This is a genomic window from Bacillus sp. FJAT-42376 (genome assembly GCF_003816055.1).
In the GTDB taxonomy this organism is placed as follows: Bacteria; Bacillota; Bacilli; order Bacillales; family Bacillaceae; genus Metabacillus_B.
Window position 1 is genome coordinate 3720819 of sequence record NZ_CP033906.1, and the last position, 15539, is coordinate 3736357.

20 protein-coding genes are annotated in these 15539 nt (G+C 40.5%); 6 read left to right on the forward strand and 14 right to left on the reverse strand.

The features are described from left to right. Nucleotides 1-58: 58 nt before the first annotated feature. The 6 genes from CEF21_RS18725 to CEF21_RS18750 all read right to left on the reverse strand — a co-directional run bounded on the left by CEF21_RS18725 (nucleotide 59) and on the right by CEF21_RS18750 (nucleotide 5034). The gene (locus tag CEF21_RS18725; protein ID WP_123918989.1) at nucleotides 59-700 is read right to left on the reverse strand and encodes a response regulator transcription factor; all 642 of its coding nucleotides are present in this window, start codon (nucleotides 698-700) and stop codon (nucleotides 59-61) included. A 78-nt stretch (nucleotides 701-778) separates the two neighbouring features. Next, complete coding sequence (locus CEF21_RS18730; RefSeq protein ID WP_123918991.1) at nucleotides 779-3115, reverse strand: histidine kinase; 2337 nt, start codon at nucleotides 3113-3115, stop codon at nucleotides 779-781. 18 nt (nucleotides 3116-3133) lie between these two features. Beyond that, nucleotides 3134-3295 (reverse strand): competence pheromone ComX, encoded by a 162-nt coding sequence (gene comX, locus CEF21_RS18735; protein ID WP_123918993.1) that lies wholly within the window; start codon nucleotides 3293-3295, stop codon nucleotides 3134-3136. Between the two features lie 22 nt (nucleotides 3296-3317). Further along, the gene (locus CEF21_RS18740) at nucleotides 3318-4151 is read right to left on the reverse strand and encodes a polyprenyl synthetase family protein (RefSeq protein ID WP_123918995.1); all 834 of its coding nucleotides are present in this window, start codon (nucleotides 4149-4151) and stop codon (nucleotides 3318-3320) included. Nucleotides 4152-4443: 292 nt separating this feature from the next. Next, the gene (gene degQ, locus CEF21_RS18745) at nucleotides 4444-4584 is read right to left on the reverse strand and encodes a degradation enzyme regulation protein DegQ (RefSeq protein WP_035411014.1); all 141 of its coding nucleotides are present in this window, start codon (nucleotides 4582-4584) and stop codon (nucleotides 4444-4446) included. A gap of 225 nt (nucleotides 4585-4809) precedes the next feature. Beyond that, nucleotides 4810-5034: a hypothetical protein gene (locus CEF21_RS18750; RefSeq protein WP_123918997.1), complete on the reverse strand. Its 225-nt coding sequence runs from the start codon at nucleotides 5032-5034 to the stop codon at nucleotides 4810-4812. 193 nt (nucleotides 5035-5227) lie between these two features. Here CEF21_RS18750 and CEF21_RS21975 point away from each other — a divergent pair, with 193 nt between their 5' ends. Continuing rightward, the gene (locus CEF21_RS21975; protein WP_481747684.1) at nucleotides 5228-5482 is read left to right on the forward strand and encodes a YuzC family spore coat inner layer protein; all 255 of its coding nucleotides are present in this window, start codon (nucleotides 5228-5230) and stop codon (nucleotides 5480-5482) included. A 171-nt stretch (nucleotides 5483-5653) separates the two neighbouring features. On the opposite strand, the gene CEF21_RS18755 is transcribed toward CEF21_RS21975, so the two are convergent. Both CEF21_RS18755 and CEF21_RS18760 read right to left on the reverse strand, forming a co-directional pair. Then, nucleotides 5654-6556: an aldo/keto reductase gene (locus CEF21_RS18755; RefSeq protein ID WP_123918999.1), complete on the reverse strand. Its 903-nt coding sequence runs from the start codon at nucleotides 6554-6556 to the stop codon at nucleotides 5654-5656. A 71-nt stretch (nucleotides 6557-6627) separates the two neighbouring features. Then, nucleotides 6628-7851 (reverse strand): EAL and HDOD domain-containing protein, encoded by a 1224-nt coding sequence (locus tag CEF21_RS18760; protein ID WP_123919001.1) that lies wholly within the window; start codon nucleotides 7849-7851, stop codon nucleotides 6628-6630. A 518-nt stretch (nucleotides 7852-8369) separates the two neighbouring features. On the opposite strand from CEF21_RS18760, the gene hpaB reads away from it, so the two are divergent. Then, nucleotides 8370-9815: a 4-hydroxyphenylacetate 3-monooxygenase, oxygenase component gene (hpaB, locus tag CEF21_RS18765; protein WP_123919003.1), complete on the forward strand. Its 1446-nt coding sequence runs from the start codon at nucleotides 8370-8372 to the stop codon at nucleotides 9813-9815. A 27-nt stretch (nucleotides 9816-9842) separates the two neighbouring features. Here the strand turns inward: hpaB and CEF21_RS18770 are convergent, their stop codons facing one another. The 3 genes from CEF21_RS18770 to CEF21_RS18775 form a co-directional block, all read right to left on the reverse strand. Then, nucleotides 9843-10079 (reverse strand): YueH family protein, encoded by a 237-nt coding sequence (locus CEF21_RS18770; RefSeq protein WP_123919005.1) that lies wholly within the window; start codon nucleotides 10077-10079, stop codon nucleotides 9843-9845. Nucleotides 10080-10124: 45 nt separating this feature from the next. After that, nucleotides 10125-10286 carry a hypothetical protein gene (locus tag CEF21_RS21410; RefSeq protein WP_164462244.1) on the reverse strand — a complete coding sequence of 54 codons (162 nt, stop codon included), beginning with the start codon at nucleotides 10284-10286 and terminating at the stop codon, nucleotides 10125-10127. A 162-nt stretch (nucleotides 10287-10448) separates the two neighbouring features. Next, nucleotides 10449-10664 (reverse strand): spore germination protein, encoded by a 216-nt coding sequence (locus tag CEF21_RS18775; RefSeq protein WP_123919007.1) that lies wholly within the window; start codon nucleotides 10662-10664, stop codon nucleotides 10449-10451. Nucleotides 10665-10776: 112 nt separating this feature from the next. Here CEF21_RS18775 and CEF21_RS18780 point away from each other — a divergent pair, with 112 nt between their 5' ends. Genes CEF21_RS18780 through CEF21_RS18795 form a run of 4 tightly spaced genes read left to right on the forward strand, consistent with a single transcriptional unit; the run spans nucleotide 10777 to nucleotide 12351 of the window. Further along, nucleotides 10777-11019 (forward strand): spore germination protein, encoded by a 243-nt coding sequence (locus CEF21_RS18780; RefSeq protein ID WP_123919009.1) that lies wholly within the window; start codon nucleotides 10777-10779, stop codon nucleotides 11017-11019. A 12-nt stretch (nucleotides 11020-11031) separates the two neighbouring features. Further along, the gene (locus tag CEF21_RS18785) at nucleotides 11032-11274 is read left to right on the forward strand and encodes a spore germination protein (RefSeq protein WP_123919011.1); all 243 of its coding nucleotides are present in this window, start codon (nucleotides 11032-11034) and stop codon (nucleotides 11272-11274) included. A 54-nt stretch (nucleotides 11275-11328) separates the two neighbouring features. Continuing rightward, nucleotides 11329-11805 (forward strand): Hsp20/alpha crystallin family protein, encoded by a 477-nt coding sequence (locus CEF21_RS18790; RefSeq protein ID WP_123919013.1) that lies wholly within the window; start codon nucleotides 11329-11331, stop codon nucleotides 11803-11805. A gap of 42 nt (nucleotides 11806-11847) precedes the next feature. Further along, a complete protein-coding gene (locus CEF21_RS18795) occupies nucleotides 11848-12351 on the forward strand; it encodes a hypothetical protein (protein WP_123919015.1) in 504 nt (167 codons plus the stop codon). Between the two features lie 21 nt (nucleotides 12352-12372). Here CEF21_RS18795 and CEF21_RS18800 read toward each other — a convergent pair whose 3' ends face one another. The 3 genes from CEF21_RS18800 to CEF21_RS18810 all read right to left on the reverse strand — a co-directional run bounded on the left by CEF21_RS18800 (nucleotide 12373) and on the right by CEF21_RS18810 (nucleotide 15517). Next, entirely contained in the window at nucleotides 12373-13497 is a 1125-nt protein-coding gene (locus CEF21_RS18800; protein WP_123919017.1) for an AI-2E family transporter, read from the reverse strand. 269 nt (nucleotides 13498-13766) lie between these two features. Continuing rightward, nucleotides 13767-15101 (reverse strand): hemolysin family protein, encoded by a 1335-nt coding sequence (locus CEF21_RS18805; RefSeq protein ID WP_123920405.1) that lies wholly within the window; start codon nucleotides 15099-15101, stop codon nucleotides 13767-13769. Between the two features lie 191 nt (nucleotides 15102-15292). Further along, nucleotides 15293-15517, reverse strand: a complete 225-nt coding sequence (locus tag CEF21_RS18810; RefSeq protein ID WP_123919019.1) for a YuzF family protein — start codon at nucleotides 15515-15517, stop codon at nucleotides 15293-15295. Nucleotides 15518-15539: the final 22 nt, after the last annotated feature.

Sequence of the window (15539 nt, forward strand, 5' to 3'; positions counted from 1 at the left end):
ACACATCCTTTAAGAGAATTTTCTCTAAATATATGTGAGCGTCGGACCGTTCTTGTCATTAATCAATGATGGATTCCGACTTCGCAATCAAAACGGCCTCCGTACGGGAACCTACATTCAATTTATTAAAAATGGAAGTCAGGCTATACTCGATTGAGCGTTTGCTCAGATGAAGATTATCGGCAATTTCCTGATTGGTATGCCCCTTTTCCACTTCCTGCAAAATCGCCTTTTCTCTCTCATTTAAGCATTCGGTTTCCAGACTGTGTTCCGTCTGCTTAATCTTTTGCTGCGATAGAATACTCTGAAGGTATTTGTAAGGCAAAATGATTTCACCATTAATGGCATGACGGATGTAAGCAAGGATTTTTTCCTTTGATTCTGCTTTATTTATCGCTCCATGAATTCCCATTCGAATGGCTTCTTCAAAATAATCTTCCACATCATACCCTGTATATAGAATAATTTTACAGCCGCAGTTCTGGTCAACGATTCCTCTCGATAGCTCCATGCCATTGATGTCTCCTAAATTCAAATCCATCAGGATGACATCATACGGATTAAAATCCATGTTCTCAACAGCCTCAAGCGTAAAAGGAGGACTCATAAAATCTACCACAACTTCTGGATCCTTTTCTAAGATGGCTTTCGTTCCCTCACGGACTGCCGGATGATCATCGACTACCAAAATATGTATCATAGCGTTCCTACCTCTCCTCGGAGCTAGTCTTATTGTATAAAAAAGACTTGGCATTAGCCAAGTCTTAATTTGAAAAAGTTATATTTCAATTACTGCTTTAAATCCTTCGCCTCTGGACGTCTCGATTGTCAGCGTGCCTTTCAGTGCTTTTACCCGTTCCGTAATGCCGGAGAGCCCCATACTTTCAGAACTGTAGCTGATTTCGCTTTGATCAAACCCAATTCCATCATCCTCATAATGGAGGACAATTTTGTCCTTGATACAAACAAGCATAATCAGAACGTTGCTGGCATGTGAATGCTTATTGGCATTATTCAATAGCTCCTGAATAATCCGGTACAAATTCAGCTGAACATCCAAATCCGTGTTGGGCTGAAACTTGCCGGCATTCATTCGGATTTCGAAATCTGCTATTTCCTGGTATTGACTCACCAGTTTATTTAAAGCTTTCACCAGGCCTAAATCATACAGCAGCTGAGGACGAAGCTCCTGACACGTTTCTCTTGTCGTTTTAATAATCTTCGTCATATTATGGTTCATATCCTCAAGCTGACCTTTCAATGCGGCAGGAGCAGCCTCCAGTTCAACGAGCGCCACCTCACATTGCCTCTTCAGTGAAATCAAATCCTGCAGAACCGAATCATGCAAATCTTTGGCAAGATTCGACCGCTGTTTTTCCTCAATTGAAAAGAAGAGCTTCGTCAGCCATGATGGATTTGTGCCTTCCTTCTGAACGGTTTCCAGATGATTCATGAGTTCTTCGATTTTCAGGAAGTTCTCAAGCGACACATTGGTGTAAAAGGACAATGCTTTAAGCCAGGATATTTCATCCCTTGTCAGTTTGGGTGTATTAATGGATGAGAGACAGAGGAGGATGTAATTGTGTCCTTTTGATTCTCCAATGTGAATTAAAAAACCTTTGTCAACTTCATGAATTTTTCCTATTTCAGTCACCACTTCGGAAACAAAAGGTAAATGGTCATCAACATCTCCATCTTTATCAAAAAAATCTGTACTAATTAATTTGCCTTCTTTATTAACCTCTATAAAATATAATTTGTTTACCAATAGCACATCTATTATTATTTTCTTTAGAATATCTATTAATTGATTTAATTTATTTGCTTTTCTTATTTCATTAGTATATTTAAAAATACTATCTTGATAGTTGTATTTTTCAGAAAATCTTCTTAATTTAAATCTAAAATCAACTATCTCTTTAAAATAAAAAACAAGTAGCATCAATAAAAAAACGAATGCTGATAATTTTATAGGAGTAAAAGTGGATTCAAGTGATTCAGGAATATATTCACTTTTTGAATCAGTATTTAAAAATAGCATAAACCCTACTATAGCAAGAGTGGGTATAATTGCTAGGAGAGTATAATATCTGATCCTTCCCAGCAAAAATTCAATATCGTATATTTTAGTAGCTACGAATTGATAAACGAGAGAAAATGGTATTAATAGTAAAAACGCTGCCAAAACTATAGGAGGAAAAATATAACGGTCAAATAGTAAATATGGCACCAAATAGAAAACAATAAATGGAAGAAAAGAAAATACGTTCGTAATAATAATGATTTTAATAAAATATGCTTGTGGCGCATATTTTATTTTTCGTAATCCGTTAATCTTTAATATGAACACCATTATAATTAATAGTAAAAAGGAAATTAAGTTTATGATTCTTGCAGGAGAGAATTCAATATTAAATAATTCGATGTATATTTCATACGAAAGGTTTGAGAGAACTAAAAGATATCCAAAGACTACATATTTAACACTAAATAACTTTTTCCCAAGTTCAACGAAGTATTGATAGATGAAATGTAAATAGCTGACTGGAACAGAGAGAAAAAGTACCAAGTTTATAAACCTGCTTATTTGATCTCCTCTTGAAGAACCTGTACTGCTGAAATAGGCTAATGAAATAATCAGCAAAAACACATTAAGTATTAATGCAGATTTTAAATTTAACCTTATATTAGTTTTGTAAACGAAGTAAATGCAGAATAAACAAAGAAAGTAAAAAGTATAGGGGATTATTAATAAAAATAGATTCTGAGTATTTTGCAGTGAAGCAAAGTTCCCTTTAATCTGGTAGCTTTTCACTTCATTATCGCTATTAATTATTTTAAAATCCTTAATTTGTTCAAGCATTCCATACTTTACTGTTACTGTATGCTTAAAGGGACTATCACCATTGATTTCAATTATTTCATCGCCATTTTTTAAGCCTACTTTTGATGCCCAAGTTTGAGATTCAACAATATTTACAATTACTTTACCATCTTTAATTGCGGTTCCTACTCCAATGTACGGGTAATTATAATTAATATATGAAAAGTAAAAAGTCATTAAGAAACTAATACCCACTATAAGTAGAAACAACTTGTTGTAACTTCTATTCATATCTACACCCTTTATTTATTATAGCCAGTACAGATTGAGAGTCCTTCCAGAGTTAATTAAACCTTCCACTAAGCCTAAAGCCTCATCAAGCTTATCCAACCCTATAACACTGGCCTCTCCGTTTACAACCTTTTCCAATACATCTGGATTCTCTATTAAATAGTTTACGATTTCTTGCATTCTTTTTCATCTCCTAAATGACTTATTTTATCAAATGAGATTTAATTATCTCAATTCGATCAGCTGATAACGGCAGCCTGTTCATAGTTGTAATCGCTTTTTGGATGGCTATTTGTTTAATAACATTTAAGTAGTGGATAACCCCCGATTTAAAGAGGATATCTTTATACATCTTCATATCGCTATATTGTTCTTCGAAAGGTATACCTTTATCAATAAACTGAAGGATTTCTTGCGAAGCTTCATTAAATTCTCTCTTAAGGTATAAAAGTGCAAGAGTGTTTTTCTTAGTGGTTAAATCACTTTTATGTAATTGAAATAAGTCTCGGAAATCATTCTCAGTCTGCGCAGCAATTCCAATTTGCAGGGTATATTCATGCACTTCAGGTACTTTGCTTCCATATGAATGCACCGTTCCTAACATAGAAGACATCGCAAGCATTGAGCCGGATTTTCTCTTCATCATTTCCAAGCAAGCTTCTTCCGTAACGGCCGAACCCGTTAAGTCCTCATGCTGCCCTTCCATTGCGCGAATGGAGTAGTCATTTACCATCCTGGTGAGTTCGCCGCTGCGGTCCATTTCGGCAATCATTTGCAGACTGATGCTGTACATCATGGTAGCCAGGTTCAAGGCTTCTCCCATCGGAATCTGCATCCATGGTTCCGAAAGATTGTCCTGATCTTCCAGATCATCGAAAATGTCAAATGATAGCGCATAAAGTTCAACTGCGGCCGCAAGTTTATGCAGTTCGTCACTTAGATGCTCTGTTCGGTTATCCGGATCTGCAAAAATCATCCCATGCAAATAGGTCAGCTGCCCGAAAAAGGCCTGCTCCTTCGTACTGATAAACGACATAATTCGACCTCTTGCGTTTTCGTTTATTACTTTAGAGGTTACCGATTGCGTGGATGCCTTTCTTACTGCGTCTAAGTTCAAGTGTAATTGGTCACTAATTGCAATCACCCCTTTAAAAGTAATATTACTATATATGCATTTTTTTTAATAGATAATTATAAAATTTTTACATTCCTATAAAATAACTTCATATTTTTTCAAAAAAAAGCAGCCCCTATTCTCGGAGGCTGCTCTCTGTCTCATTCTATTATTTATACTGTCTGCAAAGAAAAAAGCTCTATTGGGTAAGAGCTCAAGAAACCTTTACATAAGCGTATTTGTCATATTTATCAATGCTTTTGTTAATGGACTGCAAGGATTGTTTGGTTTCCCGAATTTCCTTTTCAAGCTGGTGAAGAATCTGTGTCAGTTCCTCGATCTTGTGCTGTGTCATCGCTTCCACACTCCTTCTTTTGTAAAAGACCGGTACAAATGAAACCGTATGTCCTTTGTTAATTTCATTCTATAGGAGTGCAGACTGTTTGTAACCGAAAATAAGGCGAAATTCTTAGTGCGTGATACCGCAATTGTTTCAATAGTCCATTATGTTTATATTTTCCTGAAATCGAATAAGATTTTTATCCTATAAAAAATGCTTTTTTGACATTGATTCCCCGTTTTACTCTGTTTTATTAGTTATATGGTCCTTGATGAGCTCATTGGCATATATTTCGGCTTTCGAACGAACCAATGCTAATTCAGCAGGACCTTTGTATCGAACGGCTAAATCCTCTATCAGGTTTTCCGTGCAAACAAATTCTGCTTCTACCGCACTTCCTTCATAATGGAAGACAAAGAGGAACACCAGCTTATTCTCCAATTCAAAGATTTTCGGTTTAAGCAAAATTGACCCCTCCTAAAATTTGTATAATTCATAAAATTCGCTATTTTACAGCAAAATTCCTTTTTAATCAGCTAAAGGAATTTTCTCTAAAAGGATAACGGACAAATTCTATGACATATACATCATTGATAAAGATCGGAGGTGAAGCTGCTTGCCACTGCAGCCCCCTATTTCAGTGACCGGCTACACAGATATGTTTCACTTAAGCGCAAGAGAGGCACTTTCTTTATTTGGAGATATGCAAAAAGTGCTCACCGCTATTTCTTCCTCATCCCAGTACGCTTATCAAATTCGAAGGAATGCTGAACATTCAAATACAAAGGAAGTTACAAGGCTAATCCGCCAATCGGGACTTTCCTCTGCTTTTGAGGTCACTTATACACCTGATGGAATTAATCTATCTCTTATAAAACCACACGGACATCTAACAGCACACCTCAGATGGTGATGGATCTATTTTTACCTTGGAGATCTATGTGTGACCCTGTTCATTTCCGGTGAGTTTCTTCTATTATTGTTCCCGCATGATAGGTTCTGGCACAGTTTCCTTTCCTCGAAAGGAGAGTATACCGTTTTTGCAAAAATAAAAAAACCGGCTCCTCAGAACCGGTTTTTTTGTTTAAGGTACTTCATGCCCCATTGAAGCATGAAGAATGTCAAACCATTCCTGTCTATCGATTTTTAAATCCAGGGCGTTTACCGCTGACTGAATGCGGTTCACTTTTCCTGAACCGACGATTGGCATAATGTTTGAAGGGTGCGCCAGCAGCCAGGCATATAGTACTTCATCAATGCCCTTCGCTCCAATTTGTTCGCCGATTTTGTCCAGGACCGGATGGAGACGTTTTGCTTTCTCATCTTCGCCTTTAAAAATCTGGCCTCCTGCAAGAGGTGACCATGCCATTGGAGGTATTCTCATTTCCTGGCATAAATCCAGCGTACCGTCTTCAAAATTTTCAAGCTGGTAGGCAGACAGTTCAATTTGATTCGTTACAAGCGGAAAGTCAAGATAGGACTGAAGCATATGGAACTGGGAATGCTTAAAGTTCGAAACACCGAAGTGACGGACTTTTCCTTCCTGTTTCAGTTTCGTAAATGCCTCCGCAACTTCTGCCGGATCCATAAATGGATCTGGACGGTGAATTAAAAGGACATCTATGTAATCGGTTTGGAGATTTTTCAGAGACTGCTCTGCTGATGCTACAATGTGTTTCTTGCTCGTATCGTAGTGTTTAATACGATTTTCAGGACGGTTCTCCGAAATAAGGGCAATGCCTGCTTTCGTAACAATCTCCATTTTATCTCTCAAGGAAGGTTTGAGCGCGAGCCCTTCCCCAAATAAAATATCACTTGTATAAGAACCATAAATGTCTGCGTGGTCAAAAGTTGTAATACCAAGCTCAAGACATTGTTCGATTAGTTCTAAACGTTCTTCCTTACTCATATTCCAGTCTGCAAGACGCCATAATCCATGGATAATGCGCGTAAAGGATAAGTCTTCTGCGATTTGTATGCGTTCCATTGATCATTCTCCTTTCATCGTATATTGTACTTCAATTTTGAGCGCTTTCACAGAACTTTGCTTATAGTCGCTTATTCTGTGCCCTCCATTAAATTCTCTGCCCAATGAATCGAATTTATGTAGCAATCATAAGCTTCTTCCTCTGAAAGACCGCTTTCAGGAAGATCATATTCCCCAAGCTCGATTTTTCTTGACCATTTAAAGACAGCCAGCAAATCGTTTTCTGTTCCGGACAGGGCATCTTTTATAGGCTGTGTGAGAGGAAGATCATCAAGAATATCCTTCATCTCCCGGTGAAGAAGCGTATCAATCATCGAAAACATTCCGGTAAGCATGTAGGAAGAAGAGTGGCTTCTATCGGTTTGAACAGCAATCTGTTCACAAATTTTGGCCCGAATCAGCGATAATTTAATGACTTCATTCATCATTGGATCGTTTTTCCTGTAAAAGCTTCTTACGGACATAATATAAATCCATTTTCTGATTTCTGTCAGTCCTAATAGGACAATTGCCTGCTGAATCGATTGTATGGACAGTGATGGGCGAAACGCGGGAGAGTTCATAAGTTTAAGGAGTTTATAGGAGAGAGATAAGTCCTGCTCTATATGATGAGCAACATAATCAATCCTCGGCTCTTCCTCATTTAATTCTTTAATAATTTTAAAATAAGACAGGAGATTAAGCGGCATATCATGGCTCAACAGGATGACCGGCTTACTGAAAAAATAGCCCTGAAATAGTTCGCAGCCCAATTCCTTCGTTTCCATAAACTGTTCTTGAGTTTCTACTTTTTCCGCAATATATTTGAGATTGTACTTTTTTAAATAGTTCATCATTTCTCTCAGCTCTGACAGACTGGTTTTCTGCAAATCTACTTTTATGTAATCAGCCAAATACAAAATCTCCTGCGCTTCGCGGTTGATCAGTTCCTGATGAATAAAAAAGTCATCCAGCGCAACGGTGTAGCCCTTGCCTTTTAAGCTTTTGCAAATCTCGGCAAGCTCAGCTGAAACAGGAATATTTTCTAAAATTTCAATGACCACCGATTTCGGATCCAGATAATCAGGAATCCCCAGCCGGAGAAGATCTTCGGTAAAATTGATGAAACACGGCTTTCCTTCTGATAACTCGTTTATCCCCATATTTAAAAAGCTATCCAATATTAAGTTCAATGTTGCTTCGTTTCCGTCTATGTCCGGAAAATAATTATTTTTGCTGTTTCGATACAGCAGCTCGTACCCTTCCAAATTCCCCTTGCGGTCAAAAATCGGCTGCCTTCCAATAAATACTTTCATTTTACACTTTCCACCCCTGAACACGTGACTATTTTCCCTTACTATATTACCTCAAAAAGCCTCATGTTAATGTCGAAATTTGTAAAAAATTAAAGAATCTTTTATTTCCCTCCAGATTGTTCACTCAGCCAGGCTTCACCCTGCCTCTGCTCAGCAGGATGAAGTCAGCAGGAAAAATGCTGCAGAAATAAAGAGAAGATGGTCAAGCTTTTATAACGTGCAAAATCAGCTTGATCCATCCATACAGGGCCACCCACAGCGGAACACTTAAGAGAGTTGCCCAGAGCATTCCTTTAAAAAAATTCCCTTCCCGGTTCATGGAAATACCTCCCTTATAACCGTTAAAGGATAGCCATTCTATCCGTTTTTTATACTCTTATTATTCCTTTTCTCATTTCATGACAAAAGACTACATGATGACTCCTGCGCTGCCCCCTCACGTTCTTTTATGCACTGCATATAGTGAAAAGGGATTTAGGTATTTTCGTTCGATCAAACCTCTGTCGGGAGTGAAAACATTGCCGGTCATTACTGGAAAACAATACATCGATCGGTTGAATCAGCTGCATCCTGCAATATGGTACAAAGGAGAAAAAATGAAAAGCCCCGTTTCTGAGCACCCGGCTTATAAGGGCGCGATCCGGACAAAAGCGGAGTTATATGATTTGCAGCATCAGCCTGATCTAACAGACAGAATGACATACACTTGTCCGGATACGAAAGAAAAAACGGGTATGTCCTATTTAACACCAAAGACAAAGGAAGATTTGATCAGACGCCGGCTCATGATGACGGAGTGGGCGCGAAAAACACACGGGATGATGGGGCGCACTCCAGATTATATGAACACGGCTGTAATGGCTCTTACAGCTTCTTCTTCCATTCTAAAGGACCAGGATGAAGAATTTTCCCAAAATCTCATCCGGCACTACAACCGGGCTAAACAGGAGGATTTATCCTTCACGCACAGTTTTATTAATCCGCAAATGAACCGAGCTTCTTCCTATTATGACTCTAATCATCAGCCTGTCGCAGCGAAAGTCGTAAAGAAGACTTCCAGTGGCTTAGTGATAAAGGGAGCCAGGCTCCTCGCGACTGAAGGCGGCATGACAGATGAAGTTCTTGTCTTCCCGTCAGGGGGAGGAGCCCAGTCAAAAGAGTTCGCTTTTTCATTCTCCATCCCAAGCAATACAAAAGGATTGTCCTTTTTATGCCGGGAATCCTTCAGTCAGGGAGAATCTTCCTTTAATTACCCTTTGTCCTCCCGGTTTGAGGAAATGGACACCGTCATTATGTTTGATAATGTGCTTGTTCCATGGGACCGGGTCTTCTTTTATCACCGCCCGGATCTGGCAGGGAAAATGTTTAGTGAGAGTTCCTTCGCCCCTCAGGCTTTGCATCAAGTGATTAACCGGCAGCTGGTCAAACTTGAGTTTTTGCTTGGTCTTGCGCAGCTTCTCGTTTCCACGCTGAACGTGAGCGAATATCAGCATATTCAAGAGAAAATCGCAGACTTGATTATCGGAGTGGAAGTGCTGGAGGCCCTTCACCGGAAGTCGGAGAACACTGCTGAATTGGACCGGTGGGGAACCATGTGCCCTAACCTTCAGCCTCTTTATGCAGCCATCTGTCTTCATTCAAAGCTCTATCCCCGTTTTATTGAAATTCTCCAGCTGATTGGAGCGGGAGGGTTTATGACCATTGCTTCCGAAGAGGATTTTCATTCTGAAATCGGTGAACAGGCAGAACACTATTTGCAGGGAACCGCGGTAGACGGAAAGATGAAGACCGCTCTATTCCGGCTTGCCTGGGACGCAACGATGAGCTCGTTTGGCGGAAGACAAACCCAATATGAGCGATTCTTTTTCGGTGATCCAGTCCGCCTTAAATCAAACCTTTATTCTTTTTATCCGCGCCAGCATATGATGGACGAAGTGTTAAACTTTTTGGATTACAGGAATTAAAACAGGCGCTCATGCAGAGCGCCTGTTTTACATTTCAGTTCTCCATTGCCTGATTTTACCCGCAAGCAGACTCGCCTCTTCCGGATCCGCCGCTTTTTGCAGAGATTGAAGAATCCTCTCGTCCACTTTTTCAAAAGGTTCGTCATAGCCTATCTTAATCGACCAATGGTTATCCGGTATCGCAATCAAGTGATATTCTTCTTTTTTATTCTCATAGATATAAACTTTATCTGTATTCGCCATATGGGCTCTTCTAATTTTCATGCCAGATCCTTTCCGGTAAAGGTCTTCGCTTGTTCTTAAAAATTATTACTCCTTCAAAGCAGAGATGGGTTTCAATGTTTCTGCAGCCTGTAGGATTTTTAAAGTCACCTGATTTTTTTCGGGAGATTTTCTTTTCGAATGAAGCACTTTTTTCACTTCATCCTCATGGACACCGGCAAGCTTTGCGATACATATCGTATCATGCATTCCGAATCACCTCTCTCCTCTAAATCGTACAAAAAATTCAGTATGGAATCAATCGATATGCTGTACAATCACCATGGCTCACCGTCTATTTTCTTTTTCTCTTTACATGTTCAGCCAGCAGCAAACGCGCCTTGCCAAAGGCAAGACGCACAATAATTCAAGTCAGGCATTTAAAGCATCTGATTGATCATTTACATCCGAATCATAATCATTGGTTATGTTCCGGCTGTTGTAAACTTGATTTCCGTCTCCATTCGAAAGAGCACCGGACCCCACCGCTGACTTTGACACACTTTTTGGAGAAATAGTGAAGGTATCTCCGACTTTAAATACTCCCGTCACACTTTCAATTTCCATTGGACCGACAAATGCAGGCATCTGCTCACCCCTTTTTGCTGATAGCCTATGCGTATTCCCTCTAAACGGTTCTAATGAACAATTGGGCTTGAGCGGGCATACACTGTAAAAGCGAACGGAAGAAGGTGACAACGTGCCGACGACGATCAACTTGTTTAATCTCAAAGTCAACAGCATCTCATGCAACGGTTCAGTCAACATCGGGGAGACCGTGCATAACAGCCACGTGGCCAGTTCAAAATCCACTGGTATGAACTCTTCCTTCGGCGATTTCTCACCTACTGATTCACTTATGGAAAACATTTATATTGATCCAGACCAAAATGATCAAGCGAATATTGCCAACCTTGACGAATTTATCGCCAGCCAGACATGAGGAGGTTCTTTCATGCCCTATCAAATTAACATATTTAATATAAAGGTTAATGGAGTCGCTCAAAATGCCAATATCGATTTTGGAAACATCACGCAAAACAGCCATACGGCAAATATTAAGTCCGTTGGAGCAAGCTTTACAGCAGGAGACTTTTCACCCAACGCCTCTATAATGGGAAATGCGAACGCAGACCCGGATATTAGTGACCAGGATCAGATTGCGAACCCGTCTCTTCCGGTAACTACACAAATTTGATCCCTTCCCCGCTGCCTAAGGCGGGGTACGGAATTTTAAGGGAGGGATAAAAAGATGGACAAAGAAAAAATTCAAAAATGGCTCGACATGACGGAGAAATGTCAAAAAAATGATTTTTGGAAATCGATTTTCGAGACGGATTCAGACAATGGTTCGGCTTCCGGCCAGTCCCGCAGCAGCGAAACTTCTCTTTTCCCGAAGTATGATCTTTATTCCCATGAAGGGATCCTGTCGGTTCTGATTGAAATACCGGGTTTCAAGAAAGAAGATTTTTCAGTTACCCTCGACTCAACTAAAACCAAAATTTTATTTAAAGGAGCCCTTCATCCTCCCTATTCCTTTCAGTACCGGGTCTCCCATGAGAGGCATTATGGAGAAGTGGAACGGGTGATTCCGCTTCCCTTCCAAGTCGAAAAAGAAACGGTCAAAAGCCAGTATGCATTCGGAGTCCTCGAACTGACCTTTAATAAGGCAGCAGAAGAGGCGGCTGTTTCCATAAATTTTGATGAAAGTCATACAGACGGGCAATAGTTCCATATACTTAAGTAACTTCTCAATTGTGTGGGATCAGCCATGAAATTCTGGAAAAAAAAACAAAAAGCTAAAGACAAAGCTTTTCAGGAAAGACTGCTTAAATTGGACGAATCCATCCGGAACATGAAGGAAATCCTGACAAACATGGAGAGCCGCCCGGAACCAAAATCCCCCTTCCATTCTGATTCAAGCATCATAAAGAAAAAACAGGCAGAACTGGGCAACACTCTATCCGTTTTGCAAAACGAGCTCTCCTTTATTAAACATCATTTGCTTCATCATAAAGAAGACAGTCCCCCCTCATCGTCCGGACACATCCCTGTCATTTATATTCAAAGTCTTCATATTGAAAACGTGGATATGAAGGAAGTGGATTTAAGCAACAATCTTGGACAGCTCGGAATAAAGGACCTGCCTGGGCAGTTGAATATCGGAACGGTCTACGGGAAGACCAAACCGGAAGAAACGAAAGAACCTGAAGACGAAAAGAAAAAAGACCATAAAGACAATCCCACGATCTTTATCCAGCGCAAAAAGGACTGACTCGATGAGCCAGTCCTTTCTTTAATCTTTCCGATTTCGGTTCTTTTCCTCCCTTTTTTCTGCCTGATACCTCATTCTGAGACGAATCAGCCTGGTGAGATTTAAAATCGTCGCCTTCAGCACGGCATACGTCGGGACAGCAAGAATCATCCCGATCACTCCGCCAAAGCTTCCTGCTCCAATTAAGAGCAGGATAATCGTGAGCGGATGGGTATTAATTCTTTTTCCGATAATGAGCGGCGACAGAAGGTTTCCGTCTATTTGCTGGACGACCAGGACAACCAGCCCTGCTAGCAGTCCTTTTGTCGGGGTTTCAAGCATTCCGATCACGACAGCAGGCGCAGCTCCTAAAAATGGACCCAGGTAAGGGATGATGTTGGAAACCGATACGATAATTCCGAGTATCAGCGCATAATCAAGCCCGATAATGGAAAATCCGATAAAACAGCCGGTTCCCACAAAAATGGAGACAAGCAGCTGTCCTTGAATATACGCAGCGAGCGTATCATATAAATCATGGAAAATTTTAATGCCTTCATGACGGTATGTATTCGGAAGCACCTTAACGGCCTGAACGGGAAACCTATGGCCATCCTTAAGCATGAAGAAAAGAATAAAAGGAACCGTTACAATGGTCAGGGTAATATTTGTTACAACCCCAAGGACCGCGGTCACACTGGCCGTTACATTTTGTGGAATCTGAGTGGTGAAATCCGTCAGCGCCTGTTCAATTTTATTAATGGAAACATACTCCTGCGTCATGATCCATTTAAACCAGCCGGATTGGGAGAGATTTTGAATAAACTGTGTAAGCTCTGTGACATAATTCGGGAAGTTGTTGAATAGGTCGGTAATCTGCTGAGAAAGCATAGGACCGGCTATTGCGCCAAGCATGACAATCAAACCAATGAAAATCAAATAAATGATTAAAATGGCAAGCGTTCTCGGCACCCGGTTTTTCTCTAAGAAACGGACAATCGGACTGAAGATAAAGAACAGCACACCCGCAATCAGCATCGGAAAAAAGAGGGTTGTCGTAAATGATACAATCGGTGCAAACAGGAAGGAAACTTTTGTACAAACGTAGATAATTAAAAGAATTAATAATACTTCGAGTGTCCAGAAATGCACTTTAGACTTCAGCAACGCGCACCTGCCTCCTAAACCATATTCTTTACCTTCAACCTACTACCCCTCTCCACCTATGTCAATGAAATTTACAAAATTAAAACGTGGCGGTCCAAGAAGTATTCACAGATGTCCCACTTGCTATTTAACTTAGATACATGGCTGATTTCCGCTTAGTGCTCCCTTATCCACGGGCTCGCGGGTATCTTCAATTAAAAACAGAGAAACGCATAGCATGCATTTCCCTGTCTTTAATCTATGTGACCCAAGAAAGCCACACTTTGTCTTCAGCTATTGACGGGTTCTTCTTGTACCTTGTTTGAATGCACCTTTAAGACCTCGACGGATCTGATTAAATGCCCTTCAATTTCCCGGACGGTGAATTCATACCCTTCATGAAACACCGTTTCCCCTTCCTTTATATCAATATTTCTCGTCAAGAGCCATCCCCCGACTGTATCAATATCTTCTTCTTCAATCTCAAGGTGAAGCAAATTATTTACCTGGTGAAGAAGAACCTTTCCGTCAAAAATATAATGATGCTCTGCTTTCCTTTGAATCTCCGGAACTTCATCCTGATCAAACTCGTCTCTGATTTCCCCGACAATTTCTTCAACAATATCCTCTACCGTAACAAGACCCGCGGTTCCGCCGTACTCATCTACTAAAACAGCTAAATGGACCCGCTCCTTTTGCATTTTAATTAACAAATCATGAATCGGAATCGATTCAATGACTTCAATCACCGGACGAATGTACTTTTCGAGGGAAAGATTCCTTCGCATATCTTCCTCGTGCGCGAAAAGATCTGTGAAAATTTCTTTGCTGTTTACCAATCCTAAAATATGATCCTTGTCCCCATTTACAACAGGATAGCGCGTATATTTCTCTCTGCTCATCACACCAAGGTTTTCTTCAAACGAATCCTCCGAGTCGAGCGCAGCAATTTCTGTTCTCGGCACCATAATTTCCTTCGCTACACGGTCATCAAACTCAAAAATACGATTGACATATTTATATTCTGATTGATTGATTTCACCGTTTTCATAGCTTTCGGATAAGATAATTCTCAGCTCTTCTTCAGAATGGGCCATTTCATGCTCGGAAGCAGGCTTCAGCCCAAAAATACCCGTCACGAATCTGGCTGACGTATTCAATGCCCATATAAACGGAAAAGCCACCTTGTAAAACAGGATGAGTGGCCTTGCAAATGCAAGAGCGACCATTTCTGTTTTTTGAATCGCAACCGTCTTAGGGGCCAGTTCTCCGACCACTACATGCACGAACGTGATCACTGCAAAAGCAATCGTGACGGATATGATATGCGAAATGGATTCGCTTAACGGAAGCTGCTCAAAAAGGGGCTTAAGCAAATGAGCGACAGTCGGTTCCCCAAGCCACCCAAGGCCGAGTGCCGTTACGGTAATCCCCAGCTGACAAGCTGATAAATATTCATCAAGACTTGAAGTGACCTTTTTTGCTGCAATGGCATTTTTATTGCCTTCAGCAATAAGCTGATCAAGCCTTGAACTTCTGATTTTAACAATGGCAAACTCCGAGGTTACAAAAAATGCAGTTAAAGCAATAAGTATGGCGACAAGCACCAAGTTCACTATATCCAAAATTCCCTTATCCAAAAAAGGATAAGGAGTCACCTCCCATGGCTGCAGGTTAATGTTTAATTGCTTTCCCCTATCCGGGTACTTGCACAGCATTCTACTCTATACCCCATTTTCAGCAGGTTCTCACATGTATATATCTCACAATTAAGGAACAAAAAAGCCAGGTTCGCAGATGAACCGGCTTCCGGGGTCTAATCCTGTACAGGCATAATGGAAACGATTTGCTGAATGCGGATAAAAAACACAGCCTCTCCGCTTGCTTTCAAAACAATGTGATCCGGTTTTACATCTTCTAGTTTTCCTCTCACCGTATCCCTTACAGTCTGGATGACCAGATCCCTTCCAAGGACCGTTTGAAGTGTCTGATACACATAGGGGTCAATGATGGTAATCATCTGAGGAGCCTGGTTCTGCATGCGCGCGTTCATCTCCCTTATA